Origin of the sequence: Streptomyces sp. NPDC046925 (genome assembly GCF_040644915.1) — a bacterium.
GTDB lineage: Bacteria > Actinomycetota > Actinomycetes > Streptomycetales > Streptomycetaceae > Streptomyces.
Map to the genome: position 1 here is coordinate 1,403,973 of NZ_JBEYWZ010000001.1, position 19,911 is coordinate 1,423,883.

The window sequence follows — 19,911 nt, forward strand, 5'->3', positions numbered from 1 at the left end:
GACATCCCGACACTGTGTCCGACGGAGGAGCCGCCCGTGCCCCATTTCGACATGCCGCTCGACGAACTGCGCCGCTACCGGCCCGACATGACCGAGCCCGAGGATTTCGACGCGTTCTGGGAGAAGACCCTTTCGGCCGCACGTGAGCACGGTCTGGACGCGCGTTTCGTCCCCGTCGACGCGCACCTGAGCACGGTAGACGTGTTCGACGTGACGTTCGCCGGATTCGGCGGCCACCCGGTCAGAGGTTGGCTGATACTGCCCGCCGGTACGACCGAACCGCTGCCCACCGTCGTGGAGTACATCGGATACGGCGGCGGCCGGGGCCTGCCGCACGAGCGGCTGCTGTGGTCGGCGGCGGGCTTCGCGCACTTCGTGATGGACACCCGGGGACAGGGCAGCGGCGGCTCGGCGGGCGACACCCCCGACCCGGTCGGCAGCGGACCCGCCTACCCCGGCTATATGACGCGCGGCATCGACGACCCGGACGAGTACTACTACCGGCGGGTCTTCACCGACGCCGTGCGGGCGGTCGAGGCGGCCCGCACGCATCCCCTGGTGGACTCCTCGCGGGTCGCCGCGGTCGGCGGCAGCCAGGGCGGCGGGATCACGCTGGCCGTGGGCGGCCTCGTCGACGATCTGACGGCGATCGCGGCCGACGTGCCCTTCCTGTGTGACTTCCCGCGCGCCACGACCCTCACCGAGCGGCCGCCGTACCGGGAGATCGCGCTCTACATGAAGGCGAAGCGCGGCGCCGAGGAGCGTGTCTTCCGTACGCTCTCGTACTTCGACGGCGTGCACTTCGCCGCGCGCGGCACGGCGCCGGCGCTCTTCTCGGCGGCCCTGGAGGACATGACGTGCCCGCCGTCCACGGTGTTCGCGGCGCACAACGCCTATGCGGGTTCGGAGCGTTCGATGGAGGTGTACTCCTTCAACGATCATGAGGGCGGTGGGCCCTACCAGCAAGGTGTTCAACTCCGCTGGCTCGCGGAGCACTTGAAGGGCTGACCGGGCGCACGCCCCCTCGGCCGTGCGCTCTTGTCACGGACCGGCCAAAGCGGCTAGCTTGCCGCCTTGTCGTGTGTCTGACGTGACTGAGATGTGTGTGACTGAGGGGGCTCCCATGGCCGTACGCGGTCGTCACCGCCGGTATCAGCCGAACCGGATCAACCGTGCTTCGCTGACCGTCACGGCGGGCGGTGCCGGGATGGCGCTCCCGCTGATCGGCACCGGCACGGCAGAGGCGGCCGACGTCGACACCTGGAACAAGGTGGCGGCCTGCGAGTCCACCAGCAACTGGAGCATCAACACCGGGAACGGCTTCTACGGCGGCCTCCAGTTCAAGCAGTCCACCTGGGAGGCGTACGGCGGCACCGCCTACGCCCCGCGCGCCGACCGCGCAAGCAAGGACCAGCAGATAGCCGTCGCCGAGAAGGTCCTCAAGGCGCAGGGGCCCCGGGCCTGGCCGGTCTGCTCGGAGCGGGCAGGCCTGACGCGGGGCGGCGACGCACCCGACATCACGCCGATGGGCGCCGCCAAGGCGGCGGCGAAGACGACGCCCAAGCGCGAGGTCAAGGACGTCAAGCCGGAAGTGACCCCGCAGTCCGCCGCGGGCCGCGGCCAGATGTACACGGTCGTCCGCGGCGACACACTCTCCGGGATCGCCGACGAGCGCCGGGTCAGCGGCGGCTGGCAGCAGTTGTACGAGGCGAACCGCCAGACGATCGGCGGCGACCCCGACATGATCACGCCGGGGCAGCGGCTCGCGCTGAAGGCCTCGCAGCAGAAGTCCGGGAAGCCGGAGGCCGCGCCCGAGCGGCGCACGGAGCCCAAGCAGCGGGCCCAGGCCGAGCCGAAGAAGGCCGAGCCGAGGAAGGCGAAGCCCGCCGGGGCCTCCCAGGGCTTCTCCGCACCCGTGGCGGCTTCGCCAAGCACCCCCTACCGGGCGGCGGGCGGCTCCTGGTCCAAGGGCTACCACACGGGTGTCGACTTCCCCGTGGCCACCGGCACTTCCGTGAAGTCCATCGGGGCGGGCACGGTCGTGTCGGCCGGCTGGGGCGGCTCGTACGGCTACGAAGTGGTGATCCGGCACGGCGACGGCAAGTACTCCCAGTACGGGCACCTCTCGGCGCTCACCGTGAAGTCCGGCCAGAAGGTGGGCGCGGGGCAGCGCATCGCGCGCTCGGGGTCCACGGGCAACAGCACGGGCCCGCATCTGCACTTCGAGGTGCGCACGGGGCCCGGCTTCGGCTCCGACGTCGATCCGCTGGCGTATCTGCGGGCCCACGGCGTCCGGATCTGACGCGGACCGCACGAAGCCCCCGGAGGAATCCGGGGGCTTCGTGCGGTGCGGCTGCTTGTCGTCGAGAGGCCTAGGAGCCGACGTGTTCGCGGCCGTGGCGGAACGGCACCCGCCGGTGCGAGTGCGAACCGGTCGCGGGCTGGGAGGGCACCGAGCGCAGTTCCCCGGCCCGCACCTGGTCGGCCCGCAGCCCGTCGGCGGGCGGCTCGGGCGCCACGGCGTCCGCCGCGACGGGACCGCCCTTGGCCACCGGCACCGTCGATGCCGCGGCCTTCTGCTGGGCACCGATCCGCTCGGTGGTGAGCAGGATCAGACCGCCCGCGGCGACCACGCCGAAGCCCAGCGCGACGATCGTGCCCGCGGTGCCGTAGCGGAACGATTCGCCGAAGAGCGTGAGGCCCACCGCGGCCGCCACGACCGGGTTCACGACCGTCACCGTCGACAGCGGAGCCGCCAGGCCCGCGCCGCGGTACGAGGCCTGCGAGATCAGCACACCGGCCGAGGCGAGGACCGCGATCACGGCGAGGGCGGGCAGCTGCTGTGAGAGCGACACGTTCGCGTCCAGGTCCACCGCCACCGTCTTGGTGAACACCGAGGCGATGCCGAACGCGACGCCCGCCGCGCTGGCCAGGAGCACGCTGCGCACCACCGGATGCCGGTGCACCGCGTGCGCCACGACCATGAGCGCCACCACGGCACCCGCGGTCACCAGGGCCACCATGACCCGCTCGGCGTCGTCCAGGGACTGCGCGTCCGCGGACTGCGTCAGCGAGAGCAGCCCCGCGAGGCCCACGGTCGCCATGATCGCACCGCGCCAGGCGGTCGCCCCGGCCTTGCGGCGCACGAAGAGCGCGGCCATCGGCAGGGCGAAGACGATGGTCAGGGCGCCAAGGGGCTGTACGAGGCTCAGCGGCCCGTACGCGAGGGCCACCACGTGCAGCAGCGCACCGAGGCCGTTGAGCGCGATGGCGACCCACCAGGCACCGCGGCGCAGCGGTGCGTACCGCCGCTCCGGCGTGCTGACGGCGACCCGCTCCTGCAGAATGGCCCCGCCCGCGTACGCCACGGCGGATACGAGGGACAGCACCACGGCGAGCGTGAGGGCACTCATGAGGTGCTCCACGGCTTGCGGTGCGCCCCCTGGTGGGCCCGGGGCGTCCGGTGCGGCGAACGGTCGGCTTCCATACTCACTACGATCTCGCGGATTTCGCTCCACGTCGTCGTACCTCAGCAGGCATTGGGTCCTACTACCGATGGAGTACTGGACGGGAGATGTCCTCCCCCGGGTGGGTTACGCAGCGGTCCGGTGGATCATCCGGAGTCCCGGAAATTCTTGCGGGAGCGCCCCTCGCAACACCCTCGTCCGGGCCGTGGGGAGGGGCACAGACGGCATGGCGCACTCCCGCCGGGCCCCTGCCCCGCCCTGCCGCTCCCGCGCCCCGGAACGACGGCTCAGGAGGCTTGCAGACTTTCCGTACATGCAATCTGACCTGGGCTTTTGTGGTCCGCTTCCGTAATCTTGGCCCCTCGTGGAAAGGGGTCCGGATGCACCGGAACATACGCACTGTCGACGACGTCCTGAAGCTCATGGACGGCCTGTTCGCACCGGAAGCCGACCGCTGGACCGCCGGCGCGGGGGACTGGTGGGACGCCTTCTACGCCGACCGCGACCGGCCGGTCCCGTTCTTCGCGGCGAAACCGGACGAGAACCTGGCCTCGTACGCCGACCGCGGCCTGCTCACCCCCGGCCGCGCCCTCGATCTGGGCTGCGGTCCCGGCCGCAACGCGCTGTATCTGGCCTCCCTGGGATTCGAGGTGGACGCCGTCGACATCTCCCCGGCGGCAGTCGCCTGGGCCGAGGAGCGGGCCCGCGAGGCCGGGGCGGACATCAGGTTCCGCTGCGGCGACGCGTTCGCGCTCACGGAGGCCGGACCGAGCGGCCCGTACGACCTGATCGCCGACTCGGGATGCTTCCACCACCTGCCGCCCCACCGCCGCGTCAGCTACCTCGCCCTCCTGGAGCGCGCCCTCGCCCCCGGCGGCCACCTCGCCCTCACCGCCTTCGCCGCCGGAGCGGAGGGCTCCGGCTCCGAACTGTCCGACGCGGACTTCTACCGCGCGTCCGGGCTCCAGGGCGGCCTCGCCTACACGCCCGAGTCGCTGCGCCGGATCTTCTCCGACCTGACGGAGGTCGAAGTGCGCCGCATGCGTGACGAACCGGCCGACTCCGCGTACTTCGGCGAGCCCTTCCTGTGGACGGCCCTGTTCCGCAAGGACGCCTAGGCTCTGCTCTCGTGAAAGCCCCTCTCGACCTGACTGCAGTCGGCTCCGTCGGCGGATTCTTCGCCCTGCGCACGGGGGCGCCGCCGGGCGGCGCCCAAGTGACCTCCCTGGCACGGGTGTACGCGGGCGACGACGGGCCCCTCGCGTTCCGCGTCGCCAAGGTCGCCGCCCGGATCGGGGCGCCGGACACGCGCATCGCGGTCTCGGTGGCGCAGCTGGGGCTCGCGGCGCGGCTGTGGTCCGTGGCGCTCGGCTCGGCGGCGCTGCACGGCGCGGTGCCCGGCCTCGACCCGGAGCTGCTGCACTGGGACGCGGACGGCACCTCGCCCGACGACCTGTGGCTGACGTCCGTGACGACGCGGCCCGCCAACGCCGCGAGCATCCGGGACATCGTCATGGACGGTCATCTGGCGCCGCTGGCCGACGCCTTGCGCACCCGCCACCGGATCTCCGCACGCCTGCTGTGGGGCAACGCGGGCTCCGCGCTCGCCGGAGCGGCCCGCGAACTGGACACCTGGGCGCGCCGCGAAGGACGTACCGACGTGGCGGAGCGTGCCCGGGCCCTGGCCGTAGAACTCTTCGACCACCCCGACCTGCGCGGCACCGGAACCCTGCACGGCACCGCGTTCCGCCGGCGCAGCTGCTGTCTCTACTACCGCTGCCCGGGCGGCGGCGTGTGCGGGGACTGCTGCTTCGACCGGCCCCCGCAGAGGTCGGTGCGGGGCTCTTCCCCGCGGGGCGCTTCTGGGTGACCATGTGGGTGCGGGCGACCGGCGGCTGGGGTGGACGGACGGAGGTTCTGCGTGCGAGTAGGACTGCTCACCCGGGAATATCCCCCGGATGTCTACGGCGGAGCCGGAGTCCATGTCGAGTTCCTCGCACGGGAGTTAGAGGCCCTCGTCGACGTCGACGTGCACTGCTGGGGGAGCGAGGGGGCCACCGACGGCCTCGTGCGCCACCAGGCCTGGGACGCCCTCGACGGCGCCAACGACGCCCTGCGGACCTTCTCCGTGGACCTGTCCATGGCGGCCTCCCTCACCGGCTGCGACCTCGTCCACTCCCATACCTGGTACGCCAACCTCGCGGGCCATTTCGGCAAGCTCCTGCACGGCATTCCGCACGTCATGACCTCACACTCCCTGGAGCCCCTGCGCCCCTGGAAGGCCGAGCAACTGGGCGGCGGATACGCGCTGTCCGGCTGGGCCGAGCGCACCGCCGTCGAGGCCGCGGACGCCGTGATCGCCGTCTCGCGGGGCATGCGCGCCGACATCCTCGGCTGCTACCCCGCCATCGACCCGGCGAAGGTGCACGTCGTTCACAACGGCATCGACACGAGCCTGTACCGCCCCGACCCCGGCACGGACGTCCTCGAACGCCTGGGAATCGACCCCGGGCGGCCCTACGTCCTGTTCGTCGGACGCATCACCCGACAGAAGGGCGTGCCCCATCTGCTGCGCGCCGCCAAGGAGCTGGACCCTTCCACGCAGCTCGTGCTCTGCGCCGGAGCTCCCGACACCCCGCAGATCGACGCCGAGTTCCGCACCCTCTTCGAGGAGCTGAGCCAGTCCCGCGGGGGAGTGCACTGGATCCCGGAGATGCTCCCGCGCGAACAGATCATCCAACTCCTCACGCACGCACGGGCCTTCGTCTGCCCCTCCGTGTACGAACCGCTCGGCATCGTCAACCTGGAGGCGATGGCGTGCGGCACCCCGGTCGTGGCATCGGACGTCGGCGGCATCCCCGAGGTCGTCGCCGACAAGAGCACAGGGCTCCTCGTCCCGTACGAGGAGAAGGAGCCGGCGGCCTTCGAGGCCCGCCTTGCACAGGCCCTGAACGAACTGGTCGACGATCCGCGCGCCGCGACCCGTATGGGCGAGGCCGGACGCGACCGTGCCGTCAGGGAGTTCGGCTGGGACGCGGTCGCGCGACAGACGACCCGCGTGTACGAGGAGTTACTCGAGTCCAAGTGATCCCAGTTAAGGGGGCGGCGCGATGCGCGGTGGACCTTCGGTGCTCGGAATCGTCCTGGCGGGCGGTGAGGGCAAGCGCCTGCAGCCCCTCACGGCCGACCGGGCCAAACCAGCGGTCACGTTCGGCGGCACGTACCGCCTCGTCGACTTCGTGCTCTCCAACCTCGTCAACGGAGACATCCTGCGGATCTGCGTACTGACCCAGTACAAATCGCACTCCCTGGACCGGCACGTCACCACCACCTGGCGGATGTCCAGCCTCCTGGGCAACTACGTCACTCCGGTCCCGGCGCAGCAACGCCTGGGCCCGCGCTGGTACTTGGGCAGCGCGGACGCCATCCTCCAGTCCCTCAACCTCGTCCACGACGAACAGCCCGACTACATCGCGGTGTTCGGCGCCGACCACGTCTACCGCATGGACCCGCGGCAGATGCTCAACCAGCACTTCGAGAGCGGTGCCGGGGTGACGGTCGCGGGCATCCGTGTGCCGCGCAAGGAGGCGTCGTCCTTCGGCATCATCACGCCCGCGCGGGACGGCACGCGCGTGGAGAGCTTCCTGGAGAAGCCCGCCGATCCGCCGGGCCTGCCGGGCTCGCCGAACGAGGTGTTCGCCTCCATGGGCAACTACGTCTTCACCACGAAGACCCTCGTCGACGCGATCCAGCAGGACGCCGAGGACGACAACTCCAAGCACGACATGGGCGGTTCGATCCTGCCGATGCTCACCGAGCGTGGCCTTGCCCAGGTGTACGACTTCGACGACAACCACGTGCCCGGGGAGACCCCGCGCGACCACGGCTACTGGCGTGACGTCGGCACGCTCGACTCGTACTACGAAGCGCACATGGACCTGATCTCCGACCAGCCGGTGTTCAACCTGGACAACCGGCGCTGGCCCATCTACACCCATCCGGGCGGTCTGCCGCCCGCCAAGTTCTGCGCGGCCGGCATCGCGAGCGAGTCCATCGTCAGTCCCGGCTGTGTCATCCGGGGTCAGGTCACGCGCTCCGTGCTCTCGCCGGGCGTGACGATCGAGGACGGGGCGGTCGTGCAGGGATCGGTCCTTCACGACAACGTCCGCGTGGGCAGGGGAGCGGTGGTGCGCGGTGCCGTTCTCGACAAGAACGTGGACGTCCCGCCCGGGGCGACGATCGGAGTCAACCCCGAGCGGGACGAACAGCTGTACACGGTCTCCAAGGGCGGCGTGATCGCCCTCGGCAAGGGGCAGATCGTCCCGATGTAGCGGGCGTCCCGCGGGAGCCGGGCGCTTACAGCACCCGGCGCCTGCGGCCCAGCCAGGTCTGCGCGATCACCACGAGCGCCAGGAAGGCGCCGCTGACCACCTGCTGGTAGGCGGAGTCGAGCGAGCCGATCTGGTTGATGACGTTCTGGATGACCTTCAGGAGCAGCACGCCGACGAGTGATCCGCTGATGAAGCCGAATCCGCCGGTCAGCAGCGTGCCCCCGATGACGACCGCGGAGATCGCCTCCAGTTCCATGCCCGAGCCGAGGATGTTGACGCCCGAGACCAGCCAGGCCGCGTTGAGCGCCCCCGCCAGGCCCGCGCAGAGACCGGAGATGGTGTAGACGGTGACCTTGGTGCGGGCCACCGGGGCGCCCATGAGCGCCGCCGCGTCCTCGTTGCCGCCGACCGCGTACACGTACTGGCCGAAGCGGCTGCGGCGCAGGACCACGGCGCCGGCGACGAAGAGGGCCAGGGTGATCCAGACCGGGACGCCGATGCCGAGGAGCTTTTCCTGGCCGAGCGTCGCGAAGAAGGTGTCCTTGTCGACCAGGTAGGTCGTGGAGCCCTCGTCCGTGACGGACAGGAGGATGCCGCGCGCGCCGAGCATCGCGGCCAGCGTCACGATGAACGGGGCGAGCCGGGAGCGTGCGATCAACAGGCCGTTGACGAGGCCGATGAGTCCGCAGACGGCGAGCGGAAGCAGCAGCGCCACCGCGGTGCCGTACTGCGAACCCCAGGCCGCGAGCACTCCGCCGAGCGCGAAGAGCGAGCCGACCGACAGGTCGATGCCGCCGGTGATGATCACGAAGGTCATGCCGAGGGCGACGACCGCGAGGAAGGCGGAGGAGACCGCCATGTTCTCCAGGTTGTCGCCGGTCAGGAACGTGTCGAAGCTGAGCGACGCCGCGACGACGGCGACCACCAGGGTGACCAGGGCGCCGTGCTGCTGGGCGAGTGCGCTGATGCGCTCGGAGCGGCTCGCTCCGGTCTCCGCGCCCTCGGGGTCCTCTGGCTGTTTCATGGGCTTGGCCTCGGATAGGACGGTGCCGGTCACCGCTTGCCCCTCTCCCGTGCCGCGTAGACGGCGAGAATGATCACTACGGCCTGGGCGATCTGTGTCCAGGAGGGCGGCAGATCGTGCTTGATGAGCGTGGCGGTGAGCAGCTGGATCAGTACGGCGCCCGCTACGGTGCCGCCGATCCGTACGCGTCCGCCGCTGAGCGGGGTGCCGCCGACCACGACCGCGGTGATCGCGGACAGTTCCATCAGGTTGCCGAGCGAGGTGGGATCGCTGGCGGTCAGTCGTGCCGTCGCCAGGACGCCCGCGATGGCGGCGAGCACACCGGAGCAGACGTACACGAGGATCAGGACGCGGCGTACGGGGAGTCCCGCGAGGCGCGCGGCCGGGCGGCTGTCGCCGATGGCCAGGAGCTGCCGGCCGAAGGTGGTGCGCCGGACGACGAAGGCCACGACGAGTGCGAGGGCCGCGGCGATCAGGACGAGATAGGGGATGCCGAGAATGTCGCCGGAGCCGAGGGATGCCATGGTCGGATCGCGGACGTCCTTGAGCTGGGGGAGCAGCACGAGGGCGAGTCCGCGGCCCGCGACCATCAGCGCCAGCGTGGCGACGATGGGCTGGACGCCGATGAACGCGATGAGGGAGCCGTTCGCGATGCCGACGGCCGCGCCGCCGATGATCGCGACGATGAGCGCGATCCATGTTCCGTAGCCCAGGTAGAGGGAGAGCAGGGACGTGGAGAGCGCCATGACGGAGCCGACGGAGAGGTCCACGCCCTCGCTGCCGATGGCCAGGGCCATGCCGAGCGCGACGATGAGGACGGGGGCGACCTGGACCGCCTGGGTGCGGAAGTTCTCGGCGGAGAGGAAGTGCGGGGTGAGGAAGATGTTGAGCAGCAGGAGGACGGCTACGCCCACGTACACGCCGTAGTCCTGGAGGTAACGCAGGATGCGCTCGCGGTCGGCGCGTGAGGTGGCGCCGACGGCGTCCGTGGCGAGGTCAGTCATGTTGATCTCCGGAGCCTCCGGTGGTGGCTATTGCGCGCATGAGGGCGTCCTCCGTGACCTTGGAGCCTGTCAGTTCCTCGATCACCGTGCCGTCCTTGAGGACCACGACCCGGTCCGAGCCCTCGATCAGTTCCTCCATGTCGGAGGAGATGAGCAGGACCGCCAGGCCGTCGTTGGCCAGCTCGTCGATCAGCTTCTGGACCTCGGCCTTCGCACCGATGTCGATGCCACGGGTCGGCTCGTCCAGGAGGAGCACCTTGGGGTTCATCGCCAGCCAGCGGGCCAGGAGGACCTTCTGCTGGTTGCCGCCCGACAGCTCGCCCACCTTCTGGTGGGGGCCCGACGCCTTGATGCGCAGGCGCTTCATGAACGTGTCCACGATCTTGTCGATCGCCGACTCGTCCACCAGGCCGAAGCGGGAGAGGCGGGGGAGTGCGGCCAGTGCGATGTTCTCGCGGACCGAGAGGCCGGGGACGATGCCCTCGGCCTTGCGGTCCTCGGGCAGGAGGCTGATGCCGGCGCGGATGGCGGCGGGCGGCGATCCGGCCCGGACCGGGGTCCCGGCGATCAGTACGCTGCCCGAGTCGGTGGGGAGCGCGCCCGCGATCGCCTTCGCCGTCTCGCTGCGGCCCGAGCCGAGCAGGCCGCCCAGGCCCACGACCTCGCCGGGGCGGATGTCGACGGAGACTCCGTGCAGGTAGTGGCGCATCGTCAGGTCCCGTGCCTGGACGATGGGTTGGGTGTCGGGCGCGTGCTCGCCCGAGAACTTGGTGACGCCCTCTTCGCGTACTTCGCCGATCTCGCGGCCCAGCATCAGCGAGACGAGGCGGAGCCGGTCGAGTTCGGCGATCGGTCCCGTGTGCACCAGCTTGCCGTCGCGCAGCACGGTGACGGCGTCGCACACCTCGTAGAGCTCTTCGAGGCGGTGGCTGACGTAGATCACCGCGATACCGCGGTCCCGCAGCATGCGGATGACGCCGAACAGGGTCTGGACCTCGCGGGGTTCGAGGGACGACGTCGGCTCGTCCATGATGACGACCTGCGCGTCGACCGAGACCGCGCGGGCCAGGGCCACCATCTGCTGGGCGCCCACGCCCAGTTCGCGCAGCGGACGGCGCACGTCGACCCGTACGCCGAGCCGCTGCAGGGCCTCCTCCGCCTCGCGGTGCATCCGGCGGAAGTCGATGAGGCCGAGCCGGCCGCGTGGCTCGCGGCCGAGGAAGAGATTGCGGGCCACGCTCATCAGGGGGACGAGGTTGACCTCCTGGTAGATCGTGGAGATGCCCGCGTGCTGCGCGTCGAGCGGGGTGGCGAAGCTGACCTGCTCGTTCTGGTAGGTCAGCTCGCCCGCGTCCGGCGCGTACACGCCCGTCAGTACTTTGATCAGGGTCGACTTGCCCGCGCCGTTCTCGCCGATCAGGGCGTGCACCTCTCCGGCGCGGGCGGTGAAGTCGACCCCGTCCAGGGCGCGTACGCCCGGGAACGTCTTGCTGAGCTGGGTGACCGAGAGGACGTCCGACATCTCAGTAGGCCTTGCCGAGGTCCGCCTTGGCGTTGTCCTTCGTGTACGCGCTGTCCTTGATGACGATGTCCTGCGAGACCTTCGTGCCCTTGGTGAAGGTGTCCAGGGTCTGGAAGGCGAGCGGGCCGAAACGCGGGTTCGACTCGATGACGCCGGAGATCCAGCCGTCGACGATGCCCTGCACGGCGTTGCGCGTGCCGTCGACCGTCACGATCTTCACGTCGCCGGCCTTCTTGCCCGCGCCCTTGAGGGCGTTGACGGCGCCCAGGCCCATCTCGTCGTTCTCGGCGTAGATCCCGTCGATGTCCGGCTTGGACTGGATGAGCTGCTCGGTGACCTGCTGGCCCTTCTCGCGGGCGAACTCACCCGTCTGCTTGAAGACGACCTTCAGGTCGGGGGCCTTCTCCTTGATGCGGTCCTGGAAGCCCTTGGTGCGTTCGGTGGTGACGTTGTTGCCCGCCGCGCCGAGCAGGATCGCGACCTTGCCCTTGCCGCCCGTCGACTCGATCATCGCGTCGGCCGCGCGCTTGCCCTGCTCGACGAAGTCGGAGCCGATGAAGCTCACGTAGTCCTTGCAGGCCTTGGCGTTGATCTTGCGGTCGATCGTGATGATCGGGATGTGCTTGGCGGAGGCCGAGCGAAGCACCGGCTCCCAGCCGTCGGAGTTCAGCGGGGCGATGACCAGCAGATCGGCGCCCTTGGCGATGAGGTCCTGGACGTCGCTGATCTGCTTGGAGAACTGCGACTGGGCGTTGGCGGTGAGCAGCTTGACGCCGCGCTTCTTCGCCTCGGCCTTGATGGAGGCCGTCTCCGCGATGCGGAAGGGGTTGGCCTCCTTCTCCGACTGGGAGAAGCCGACGGTGGCGGTCTTCAGGTCGAGCTTCTTGCCGCCGTAGGCGTCTATCGCGCAGGTCGGGCCGCTGCCTTCGCTCGGTTCCGAGACGACCTGACCCGAGTCGCCCTTGTCCTGCGAGGCGGAGCTCTTGTCGCCGTCGTCCTCGGACTTGGCGCATCCGGTGGCGAGCGCGAGGCTCGCGGCCAGACCGGTGGCGAGGAGAGTCCTGGCTGAGATGCGGCTAAGGCGTGTGGTCGGCTTCATGGAGTCCCCAAAACGGCACGGCCCCGGCGCTGAGAGCGCTCACGGGAGGATGGCACTTACGGTCAACTCGGCGGTACGGGGAGCTTTTTACATCGTTGGAAGGGGGCTGTAAACCCTCCGCGCACACGGAGACCTCCGCCGACGACTCGGCAGCTCAGCGTCGGCCCAGTGTGCTCTCGCGCTCCACCAGGCGGAATTCGGCCGCGAGTTCACGTCCCTCCGGCTCATGATTGCCCTCCAGGCTGCGCAGCAGCGAAGCCACCGCGAGACGGGCGATGGCCTGCTTGTCCGGCGAGACCGTGGTCAGCGTGACCGCCCCGAACTGCCCCTCCGCGAGGTCGTCGAAACCGACCACCGCCACGTCCCACGGCACGCGCAGACCCCGCTCGTGCAGGACGCGCATGGCACCGATCGCCACCAGGTCGTTGTAGGCGAACACCGCGTCCGGGCGCACCCCCGCGTCCAGCATCCGCGCCATCGCCTTCGCCCCGTCCCAGCGGTTCCAGCCGCCCACCGGGCCCACCAGGTTGTCCGGCGCCGCGATCCCCGCCTGCGTCAACTCCTCGCGCCAGCCCTGGAGTCGCAGGTTGGCGGGTTGGTTCGCGGAGTCGGTGCGGGCGCCGAGATAGGCGATGCGGCTGCGTCCGCGGCTGATCAGATGGCGCACGGCCGCGCGGGCCGCCGCCACGTTGTCGATCGCGATGTGGTCGTAGGGCAGGTTGTACTGGCGCTCGCCGAGCAGCACGAGCGGCACGTCGTCCTCGCGGCCTGCGAGGTCGTCCGCCTCCAGCTCAAGGGGGCTCAGAATCAGGCCGTCGATCACCCGCGCCCGGAACCCCTGACTGACCAGAACCTCCTGCTCGCGTTCGCCGCGGGTGTGGTCGAGCAGCACGGTGAAGTCATGCTCGGCCGCCGCGTCGATGACCGCGCCCGCGAGCTCGGCGAAGTAGGGGTTTCCCAGTTCGGGAACGGCGAGCGCGATGATCCCCGTACGGCCTTTGCGCAGGTGACGCGCCGTCAAGTTCGGCCGGTAGCCCAGCTCGTCGATCGCCTCCTGGACGCGCGCCCGCATCGCCGGGGTGACGTGCTGGTATTTGTTCACCACGTTCGAAACGGTCTTGATGGAGACGCCCGCGCGCTCTGCGACGTCTTTGAGGCTTACCCGCACGTGCAGCTCCCTGCGTCTGGATGCACCCCTGTGCCGGGGTATTTGTCATGGCCCTGGACAGCACGCCGGGGAGCGTGCTGTCATGCCAACTGCCGTTCCTTCCAACGTTGTACAGATTCGTTGTACAGACTGCGGCGGCGAGCCGCCACCCCCTTCCTCAGCCTTCGAGCACCGCTTCAAGCAAGGAGGATCCGTGCGCCCCATCCGACACAGACGAGTCAGGCAGCGACTGATACTGCTGCTCACCGTCGCCCTCGCCTTCGCCGGACTGACCGCCGTGCCGGCCGCGACAGCCGCGGACGAACCCCCCGAAGTCCACGGCCTCAAGGGCGAGTACTACACCCAGTCCGCCCCCGGCGCCTTCGACTTCCACGAGCTGAAGGCAACCGGCTTCGATCAGAAGATCGACTTCGACAACCTCGACCCGCGTCTGGCCTTCGCCACCGGCAAGGCCGATGACGCCACCGTCCGCTGGACCGGCAAGGTCGTCCCGGAGAAGACCGGCTCCCACACCTTCTCCATGATCGGCGACAACGGCTTCCGCCTCTGGGTCGACGGCAAGCTCGCCATCGACCACTGGGTCGACGACTGGGACAAGGAACAGACCGCCAAGCCGATCGAGTTGGAGGCCGGCAAGGCCGTCGACATCAAGGTCGAGTACTTCGAGCACTACGGCGGCTCCAACCTCCACCTGCGCTGGACCGAGCCCGGCGGCAGCAAGGTGGCCGTCCCGCAGTCCGCCTTCCGTCTCCCCGACGACTTCGACTACGACGGCGCCACCGCCGCCACGGTCCTCAAGGACGGCCGCACCCTCAAGCTGGACTTCGCCCAGAAGCTCGCCGCGCCCCCGAGCGGCCTCGCCGACCACATCGAGGCGGTCATCGGAGGCGCCAAGTGGCCCCTCTCCACGGTCAAGGCCGACCCCAAGGACCCGCGCGCACTCCTCGTGGGCCTCAAGGAGCCCGTGGTCGGCAACAAGGAAGGCAACGCGAAGGGCACCGCCGACATCCGCTACGACGGCAAGGGCGGCCTGAACGGCGACGACGGCAAGGCGGTCGCCGCGTTCTGGAGCAGCGGCCCCAACCACTCGCAGCACCAGCTGCGCACCAAGTTCGCCGATGACGTGAGCCCGGACAACGCGCTGCCCGAGTACCCGCGACCGCAGCTGACCCGCGACTCCTGGCGCAACCTCAACGGCTCCTGGCAGTTCGCGTCGGCCAAGGCCGGCGAGAAGCCCCCGGTCGGCAAGAACCTCGCCGAGAAGATCCTCGTCCCCTACCCGGTGGAGTCCCAGCTCTCCGGCCTGCAGCGGCATGAGGACCGCATGTGGTACCGCAGGACCTTCACCGTTCCGCAGGGCTGGAAGGTCGGCGACGGCAAGCGCCTCAAGCTCAACTTCGGCGCGGTCGACTGGCAGTCCGAGGTGTTCGTCAACGGCAAGAAGGTCGCCGAACACAAGGGCGGCTACGACAAGTTCAGCGCCGACATCACGGACGCCCTGAAGCCGGGCAAGACCCAGGAACTGATCGTCGGTGTCTACGACCCGACCGACGGCGAGAACGGCGAGAACCCGCCCGTCGGCAAGCAGCGCCTGGACCCGAGCGGCATCTGGTACACCCCGTCCTCCGGCATCTGGCAGACGGTGTGGATGGAGCCGGTCGCGGCCGACCACGCCGACTCGCTCAAGATCACGCCCGACGTGGCCACCAAGCAGGTCACCGTCGAGCCCAAGGGCGTGCGTGATGGTGTGCCGGTCAAGGCCGTCGCGTACGCGGGGAAGAAGAAGGTCGCCGAGGCGAGCGGACGCACGGGCACCCCGCTCAAGCTGAAGATCGCCAAGCCGCACCTCTGGTCGCCCGACGACCCCTTCCTCTACGACCTGAAGGTCACCGTCGGCCGGGACAACGTCAAGAGCTACTTCGGGATGCGCACCGTCTCCGTGGAGAAGGTGAACGGCACCCCGCGCACCATGCTCAACGGCAAGCCGCAGTTCCTGATGGCCACCCTGGACCAGGGCTTCTGGCCGGACGGACTGCACACCGCGCCGACCGACGAGGCCCTTGCGTACGACCTCAAGATGCACAAGGAGATGGGCTTCAACTCCGTCCGCAAGCACATCAAGGTGGAGCCCGACCGCTGGTTCTACTGGGCGGACAAGCTGGGCCTGATGGTCTGGCAGGACATGCCGTCGATGGCCGCGGGCCGTAACCCGGGCACGGCGGCACGTGCCCAGTACGAGTCCGAGATGAAGCAGATGATCGACGAGCACGCGAACCACCCGTCGATCGTCATGTGGGTCACCTTCAACGAGGGCTGGGGCCAGTACGACGAGGGCCGCATCGCCACCCAGGCCAAGGCCTGGGACCCGACCCGCCTGGTCAACGGCATGTCGGGCCTCAACCTCGGGCGCGACGGCGGCACCGGCGACCTCATGGACGAGCACGGTTACCCGAGCCCGGCCCTGCCGCCCAAGCCCGACGGCGTGCGGGCGCAGATCAACGGCGAGTACGGCGGTCTCGGACTCGCGGTGCCCGGCCACGCATGGTCCGTCCAGCAGAGTTACGTCGACGTGGACCCGGCGACGTACACCGACGACTACCTCACCAAGCTCGACGAGGTGCACAAGCTCGCCTGCAAGGGCGGCAACGGCGCCGTCTACACCCAGATCTCGGATGTGGAAGGCGAGTTGAACGGTCTGCTCACCTACGACCGCAGGGTCGTCAAGCCCGACGTGAAGCGGCTCAAGGCAGCACATGAAGCCTTGATCAGCGACGCGTCGCGGCCCGACCCGGCGGGGTGCCCGGGTTCCTGACCCGGGTACGGGGGCGCTCCGGACCGGTCGGCGGTCCGGAGCGCCTGCCCCGTGTACGTACTTCCCGCCGACGCGATAACCGGTGGACGCGGCCCCGCCGGCTTGGCATCATCAGCCGGTGATCACCGTGAACGAGTGGGCAGGGGCCGCGGCCCGGAACAACGCCGAGTGGTGCGACGCGGTCTGCCGCGCGCACGGCCTGGCGGGGGAGTTGCGCGAAGGGATCTGGAGCAGCGCCCGGCGGACACCGCCGCTGTATCCGGACGCCGTCTCGCTGGCCCCCGAGGTGGCGGCGGCCGATCTCGTGGCCCGCATCGACACGGCGTCGCCGGGCTGCTCGGTCAAGGACAGCTTCGCCTGCCTCGATCTGGGGCCGCTGGGCTTCGAGGTGCTCTTCGAGGCGCAGTGGATCCACCGCCCGGCGGACAAGCCTGTTCCCGAGGCTCTCGCGCAGGACGTCACATGGGAGCCGCTCAAGGACGCCGGGTCGCTGCCGGCATGGGAGACCGCCTGGAACGGCGGCGAGGAGGGCGAGGGCCTGTTCCGGCCCGCACTGCTCGACGGCAACTCGACGTTCCTGGCCGGGCGTTCCGAGGGGCGGATCGTGGCGGGAGCCATCGCGAGCCGCAGTGCGTCGGTGGTCGGTGTCTCCAACCTGTTCTCCTCGGCGGACGAGGAATCCGCCTGGGCCGGCGTCCTCGCCGAGGTGGCCCGGCTCTGGCCCGGCGTTCCCGTCGTCGGATACGAGAGCGGCGACAGCCTCGACGCCGCCGTCCGCCAGGGCTTCACCCCGATCGGGCCGCTGCGGGTCTGGCTGCACACCGCCTGACACGCCGCGGCCTTCTGGCTGCCTCCCACCCCTTGACGCACGCGAGGCCACCCCCGAAGAATGATCGCGTTCCGCGCTTTGACAACGTTGTCCAAGGAGGCGTTCCCACCCATGAGACGGACTCGACGGCTACGCGGCACGGGAGTGGTGGTGGCCGCGGCCGCACTCCTCGGGGGAGCCCTCGCCATACCGGCGGCGCAGGCCGCCCCGGCGGCGGACGGCCGCCTTACCGACCTGGTCAACCCGTTCATCGGGACCGAGAACGAAGGCAACACCTATCCCGGCGCGGCCGTGCCCTTCGGCATGGTCCAGTTCTCGCCCGACACCGGCCACAACACCGGCTACGACCACTCCGACACCCACATCCGCGGCTTCTCGACCGTCCATCTCTCGGGCGTGGGCTGCGGCTTGGGCGGCGATCTGCCGGTGCTTCCCACCACGGGCGACGTCAAGGAGACGGACTACGCGAAGTACGCGGCGGAGTTCAGCCACGACGACGAGAAGGCGAGCCCCGGCTCGTACAAGGTGGGCCTCAAGTCCGGCATCGACGCCGAGCTGACCGCCACCAAGCGCACCGGTGTGCAGCGCTACACCTTCCCCGCCACCGACAAGGCCAACGTCCTGCTCAACGCGGGCCAGTCGCTGCACAAGACGGGCAGCACCAAGGTCGAGATCCTCGACAGCCGTACGGTCCGCACGGCGATCACCGGCAGCGGCTTCTGCCAGGACACCAAGCCGTACACGGTCTACACGATCACCCGCTTCGACCGCCCCTTCAAGACGTCGGGCACCTGGAAGGGCGACACCGTCACGGCGGGCTCCAAGACTTCGTCGGCGGGCGAGGAGCGCAACGGCGCCTATGTCCGGTTCGACACCTCCAAGGACCGCACCGTCGAGGCCACCACCGCGCTCTCGTACGTCGACGCCAAGGGCGCCGCGCTCAACCTCCGCGCGGAGGGCGGGCGTTCGTACGACCGGGTGGCGAAGGCGGCCCAGCGGGCCTGGGAGGACCGGCTCGACGACGTGAAGGCGCAGGGCGGCAGCGAGACCGTGCGCCGCACCTTCTACTCGTCCCTCTACCGTTCGTTCCTCGCGCCGAACATCGGCAGCGACGTCGACGGCCGCTACACGGGCTGGGACCAGAAGACCCACCGCGCCAAGGGATTCACGTACTACCAGAACTGGTCCCTGTGGGACACCTACCGCACCCAGGCCCAGCTCCTGTCGCTGCTCGCGCCGCACGAGTCCCGTGACATGGCGCTCTCCGTCCTGAAGATCGACGAGGAGAGCGGCTGGCTGCCCAAGTGGGGCTACGGCACGGTCGAGACGAACATCATGACCGGCGACCCGGTCACGCCCTTCCTCACCAACGCCTACCAGCAGGGTCTCCTGAAGGGGCACGAGGAGGAGGCCTACCGCGCGCTGAAGAAGAACGCGGACGGTGTGCCGCCCGCCGACTCCGCGCCCGTGGGCCGCGAGGCCAACAAGGAGTACCTGAGCGACGGTTTCGCGCCGTACATCAAGGGCCGCCCGCACGCCAAGCCCGGCGACTCCGACTACGACCACGGTGCCTCCGCGACCCTGGAGTACGCCCTCTCGGACGCGATGCTCGGGCAGATGGCCGGCGAGCTGGGACACAAGGCCGACGCCGAGCGGTATGCGAAGCGCGCGCAGAACTACCGGAAGATCTTCGACACCTCGACCGGGTTCTTCCGCGCGCGGGACAAGGACGGTGCCTTCACCGGACCCGCCGACCCCGCCAAGAGCGAAGGCTTCCACGAGGGCACGTCCTGGCAGTACCAGTGGCTCGTCCCGCAGGACCTGCCCGGCATGGTCGACCTCATCGGCGGCAAGCAGGCCACCAATGAACGCCTCGACTCCTTCTTCGCCTACGAGCAGCTCCTGAAGGACCCGGCGAAGACCGCGCGCGAGGTGTGGGTCAACGGTCCGTACGACTACTACAACGCGGACAAGTACAACCCGCAGAACGAGCCCGACCTCATCGCCCCGTACACCTATCTGTCGACGGGCCAGCCGTGGAAGACGACGGACGTGGTGCACGCCGCGCTCACCCTCTTCACGGACACCCCGACCGGCATGACGGGCAACGACGACCTCGGCACCATGTCCGCCTGGAACGTGCTCTCCTCGATCGGCGTCTTCCCGGTCCAGCCCGGCACGGACACCTGGGGTCTTTCGACGCCCGTCTTCGAGCGCGTCGACCTCACCCTCGACCGCCGCTACTACCCGAAGGGGCGCCTGACGGTGAAGGCGCCGGGCACCTCCGACACCGACCGGTACATCCAGTCGGCGCGCGCGGACGGCGCCGACTACGGCAAGACGTATCTGACGACCGAGGACATCCGCGACACCCGCGAGCTGTCCTTCACGGTCGGCGACAAGCCCTCGGACTGGGGTACGTCGACGAGCGCGGCCCCGCCCGCCCTGAAGTGACCGACCGCCCCGAAACGACCGACCGCTCGGAAGTGACGTAGGACATACGCCACTTGTGCACCACAAGGCCCGCCTCTCCCAGAGAGGCGGGCCTTAATCTGTTGTTAACTGTGCGTAGCTTGATCGTACTTGACCGTAGTCACGCAACGGCGATTGACTGCAGATTCATGCCATCCCCCGCATCGTCCTCGACGCGAGAGC

Annotated in this window: 15 protein-coding genes; 9 read left to right on the forward strand and 6 right to left on the reverse strand. The window is 69.7% G+C overall.

Annotated features, from left to right (window positions below; genetic code table 11):
• Positions 1-36 precede the first annotated feature (36 nt).
• Together ABZ906_RS05835 and ABZ906_RS05840 are read left to right on the forward strand one after the other, a co-directional pair.
• Entirely contained in the window at positions 37-1,008 is a 972-nt protein-coding gene (locus ABZ906_RS05835; RefSeq protein ID WP_361377793.1) for an acetylxylan esterase, read from the forward strand.
• Between the two features lie 115 nt (positions 1,009-1,123).
• A complete protein-coding gene (locus tag ABZ906_RS05840) occupies positions 1,124-2,302 on the forward strand; it encodes a transglycosylase family protein (protein ID WP_361377796.1) in 1,179 nt (392 codons plus the stop codon).
• Positions 2,303-2,372: 70 nt separating this feature from the next.
• On the opposite strand, the gene ABZ906_RS05845 is transcribed toward ABZ906_RS05840, so the two are convergent.
• Positions 2,373-3,413 carry a DMT family transporter gene (locus ABZ906_RS05845; RefSeq protein ID WP_361377799.1) on the reverse strand — a complete coding sequence of 347 codons (1,041 nt, stop codon included), beginning with the start codon at positions 3,411-3,413 and terminating at the stop codon, positions 2,373-2,375.
• A gap of 434 nt (positions 3,414-3,847) precedes the next feature.
• Here ABZ906_RS05845 and ABZ906_RS05850 point away from each other — a divergent pair, with 434 nt between their 5' ends.
• From ABZ906_RS05850 to glgC, 4 genes are read left to right on the forward strand one after another with little or no spacing between them, the layout of a single operon-like run.
• On the forward strand, positions 3,848-4,585 hold the full coding sequence (locus ABZ906_RS05850) for a class I SAM-dependent methyltransferase (RefSeq protein WP_361377802.1): 738 nt from the start codon (positions 3,848-3,850) through the stop codon (positions 4,583-4,585).
• Positions 4,586-4,596: 11 nt separating this feature from the next.
• Positions 4,597-5,337: an IucA/IucC family C-terminal-domain containing protein gene (locus tag ABZ906_RS05855; protein ID WP_361377805.1), complete on the forward strand. Its 741-nt coding sequence runs from the start codon at positions 4,597-4,599 to the stop codon at positions 5,335-5,337.
• 51 nt (positions 5,338-5,388) lie between these two features.
• Complete coding sequence (glgA, locus tag ABZ906_RS05860) at positions 5,389-6,555, forward strand: glycogen synthase (RefSeq protein ID WP_361200110.1); 1,167 nt, start codon at positions 5,389-5,391, stop codon at positions 6,553-6,555.
• A gap of 22 nt (positions 6,556-6,577) precedes the next feature.
• Positions 6,578-7,798 (forward strand): glucose-1-phosphate adenylyltransferase, encoded by a 1,221-nt coding sequence (gene glgC, locus ABZ906_RS05865; protein ID WP_361377808.1) that lies wholly within the window; start codon positions 6,578-6,580, stop codon positions 7,796-7,798.
• A gap of 25 nt (positions 7,799-7,823) precedes the next feature.
• On the opposite strand, the gene ABZ906_RS05870 is transcribed toward glgC, so the two are convergent.
• The 5 genes from ABZ906_RS05870 to ABZ906_RS05890 form a co-directional block, all read right to left on the reverse strand.
• Positions 7,824-8,822, reverse strand: coding sequence for an ABC transporter permease (locus ABZ906_RS05870; RefSeq protein ID WP_361200105.1), 999 nt, complete (start codon positions 8,820-8,822; stop codon positions 7,824-7,826).
• Between the two features lie 29 nt (positions 8,823-8,851).
• Entirely contained in the window at positions 8,852-9,826 is a 975-nt protein-coding gene (locus ABZ906_RS05875) for an ABC transporter permease (RefSeq protein ID WP_361200102.1), read from the reverse strand.
• Positions 9,819-11,348 carry a sugar ABC transporter ATP-binding protein gene (locus ABZ906_RS05880; protein WP_361377811.1) on the reverse strand — a complete coding sequence of 510 codons (1,530 nt, stop codon included), beginning with the start codon at positions 11,346-11,348 and terminating at the stop codon, positions 9,819-9,821. The genes ABZ906_RS05875 and ABZ906_RS05880 overlap by 8 nt, the downstream gene beginning before the upstream one ends.
• Before the next feature lies 1 nt (position 11,349).
• Complete coding sequence (locus tag ABZ906_RS05885) at positions 11,350-12,447, reverse strand: ABC transporter substrate-binding protein (protein ID WP_361200096.1); 1,098 nt, start codon at positions 12,445-12,447, stop codon at positions 11,350-11,352.
• Between the two features lie 154 nt (positions 12,448-12,601).
• A complete protein-coding gene (locus ABZ906_RS05890) occupies positions 12,602-13,615 on the reverse strand; it encodes a LacI family DNA-binding transcriptional regulator (RefSeq protein ID WP_361200093.1) in 1,014 nt (337 codons plus the stop codon).
• Positions 13,616-13,817: 202 nt separating this feature from the next.
• On the opposite strand from ABZ906_RS05890, the gene ABZ906_RS05895 reads away from it, so the two are divergent.
• The 3 genes from ABZ906_RS05895 (at position 13,818) to ABZ906_RS05905 (ending at position 19,710) form a co-directional block, all read left to right on the forward strand.
• Positions 13,818-16,427 (forward strand): PA14 domain-containing protein, encoded by a 2,610-nt coding sequence (locus tag ABZ906_RS05895; RefSeq protein ID WP_361378114.1) that lies wholly within the window; start codon positions 13,818-13,820, stop codon positions 16,425-16,427.
• Between the two features lie 118 nt (positions 16,428-16,545).
• Positions 16,546-17,256 (forward strand): hypothetical protein, encoded by a 711-nt coding sequence (locus ABZ906_RS05900; protein WP_361377814.1) that lies wholly within the window; start codon positions 16,546-16,548, stop codon positions 17,254-17,256.
• A gap of 111 nt (positions 17,257-17,367) precedes the next feature.
• Positions 17,368-19,710, forward strand: coding sequence for a GH92 family glycosyl hydrolase (locus ABZ906_RS05905; RefSeq protein WP_361377817.1), 2,343 nt, complete (start codon positions 17,368-17,370; stop codon positions 19,708-19,710).
• The last annotated feature ends 201 nt before the right edge of the window (positions 19,711-19,911 follow it).

Excerpts from the sequence above, each read along its gene's own strand:
- ABZ906_RS05905 (WP_361377817.1), top strand. The coding sequence starts at position 17,368 with ATGAGACGGACTCGACGGCTACGCGGCACGGGAGTGGTGGTGGCCGCG.
- ABZ906_RS05880 (WP_361377811.1), bottom strand. The coding sequence starts at position 11,348 with ATGTCGGACGTCCTCTCGGTCACCCAGCTCAGCAAGACGTTCCCGGGC.
- ABZ906_RS05840 (WP_361377796.1), top strand. The coding sequence starts at position 1,124 with ATGGCCGTACGCGGTCGTCACCGCCGGTATCAGCCGAACCGGATCAAC.
- ABZ906_RS05875 (WP_361200102.1), bottom strand. The coding sequence starts at position 9,826 with ATGACTGACCTCGCCACGGACGCCGTCGGCGCCACCTCACGCGCCGAC.
- glgC (WP_361377808.1), top strand. The coding sequence starts at position 6,578 with ATGCGCGGTGGACCTTCGGTGCTCGGAATCGTCCTGGCGGGCGGTGAG.
- ABZ906_RS05870 (WP_361200105.1), bottom strand. The coding sequence starts at position 8,822 with ATGAAACAGCCAGAGGACCCCGAGGGCGCGGAGACCGGAGCGAGCCGC.
- ABZ906_RS05845 (WP_361377799.1), bottom strand. The coding sequence starts at position 3,413 with ATGAGTGCCCTCACGCTCGCCGTGGTGCTGTCCCTCGTATCCGCCGTG.
- ABZ906_RS05885 (WP_361200096.1), bottom strand. The coding sequence starts at position 12,447 with ATGAAGCCGACCACACGCCTTAGCCGCATCTCAGCCAGGACTCTCCTC.
- ABZ906_RS05850 (WP_361377802.1), top strand. The coding sequence starts at position 3,848 with ATGCACCGGAACATACGCACTGTCGACGACGTCCTGAAGCTCATGGAC.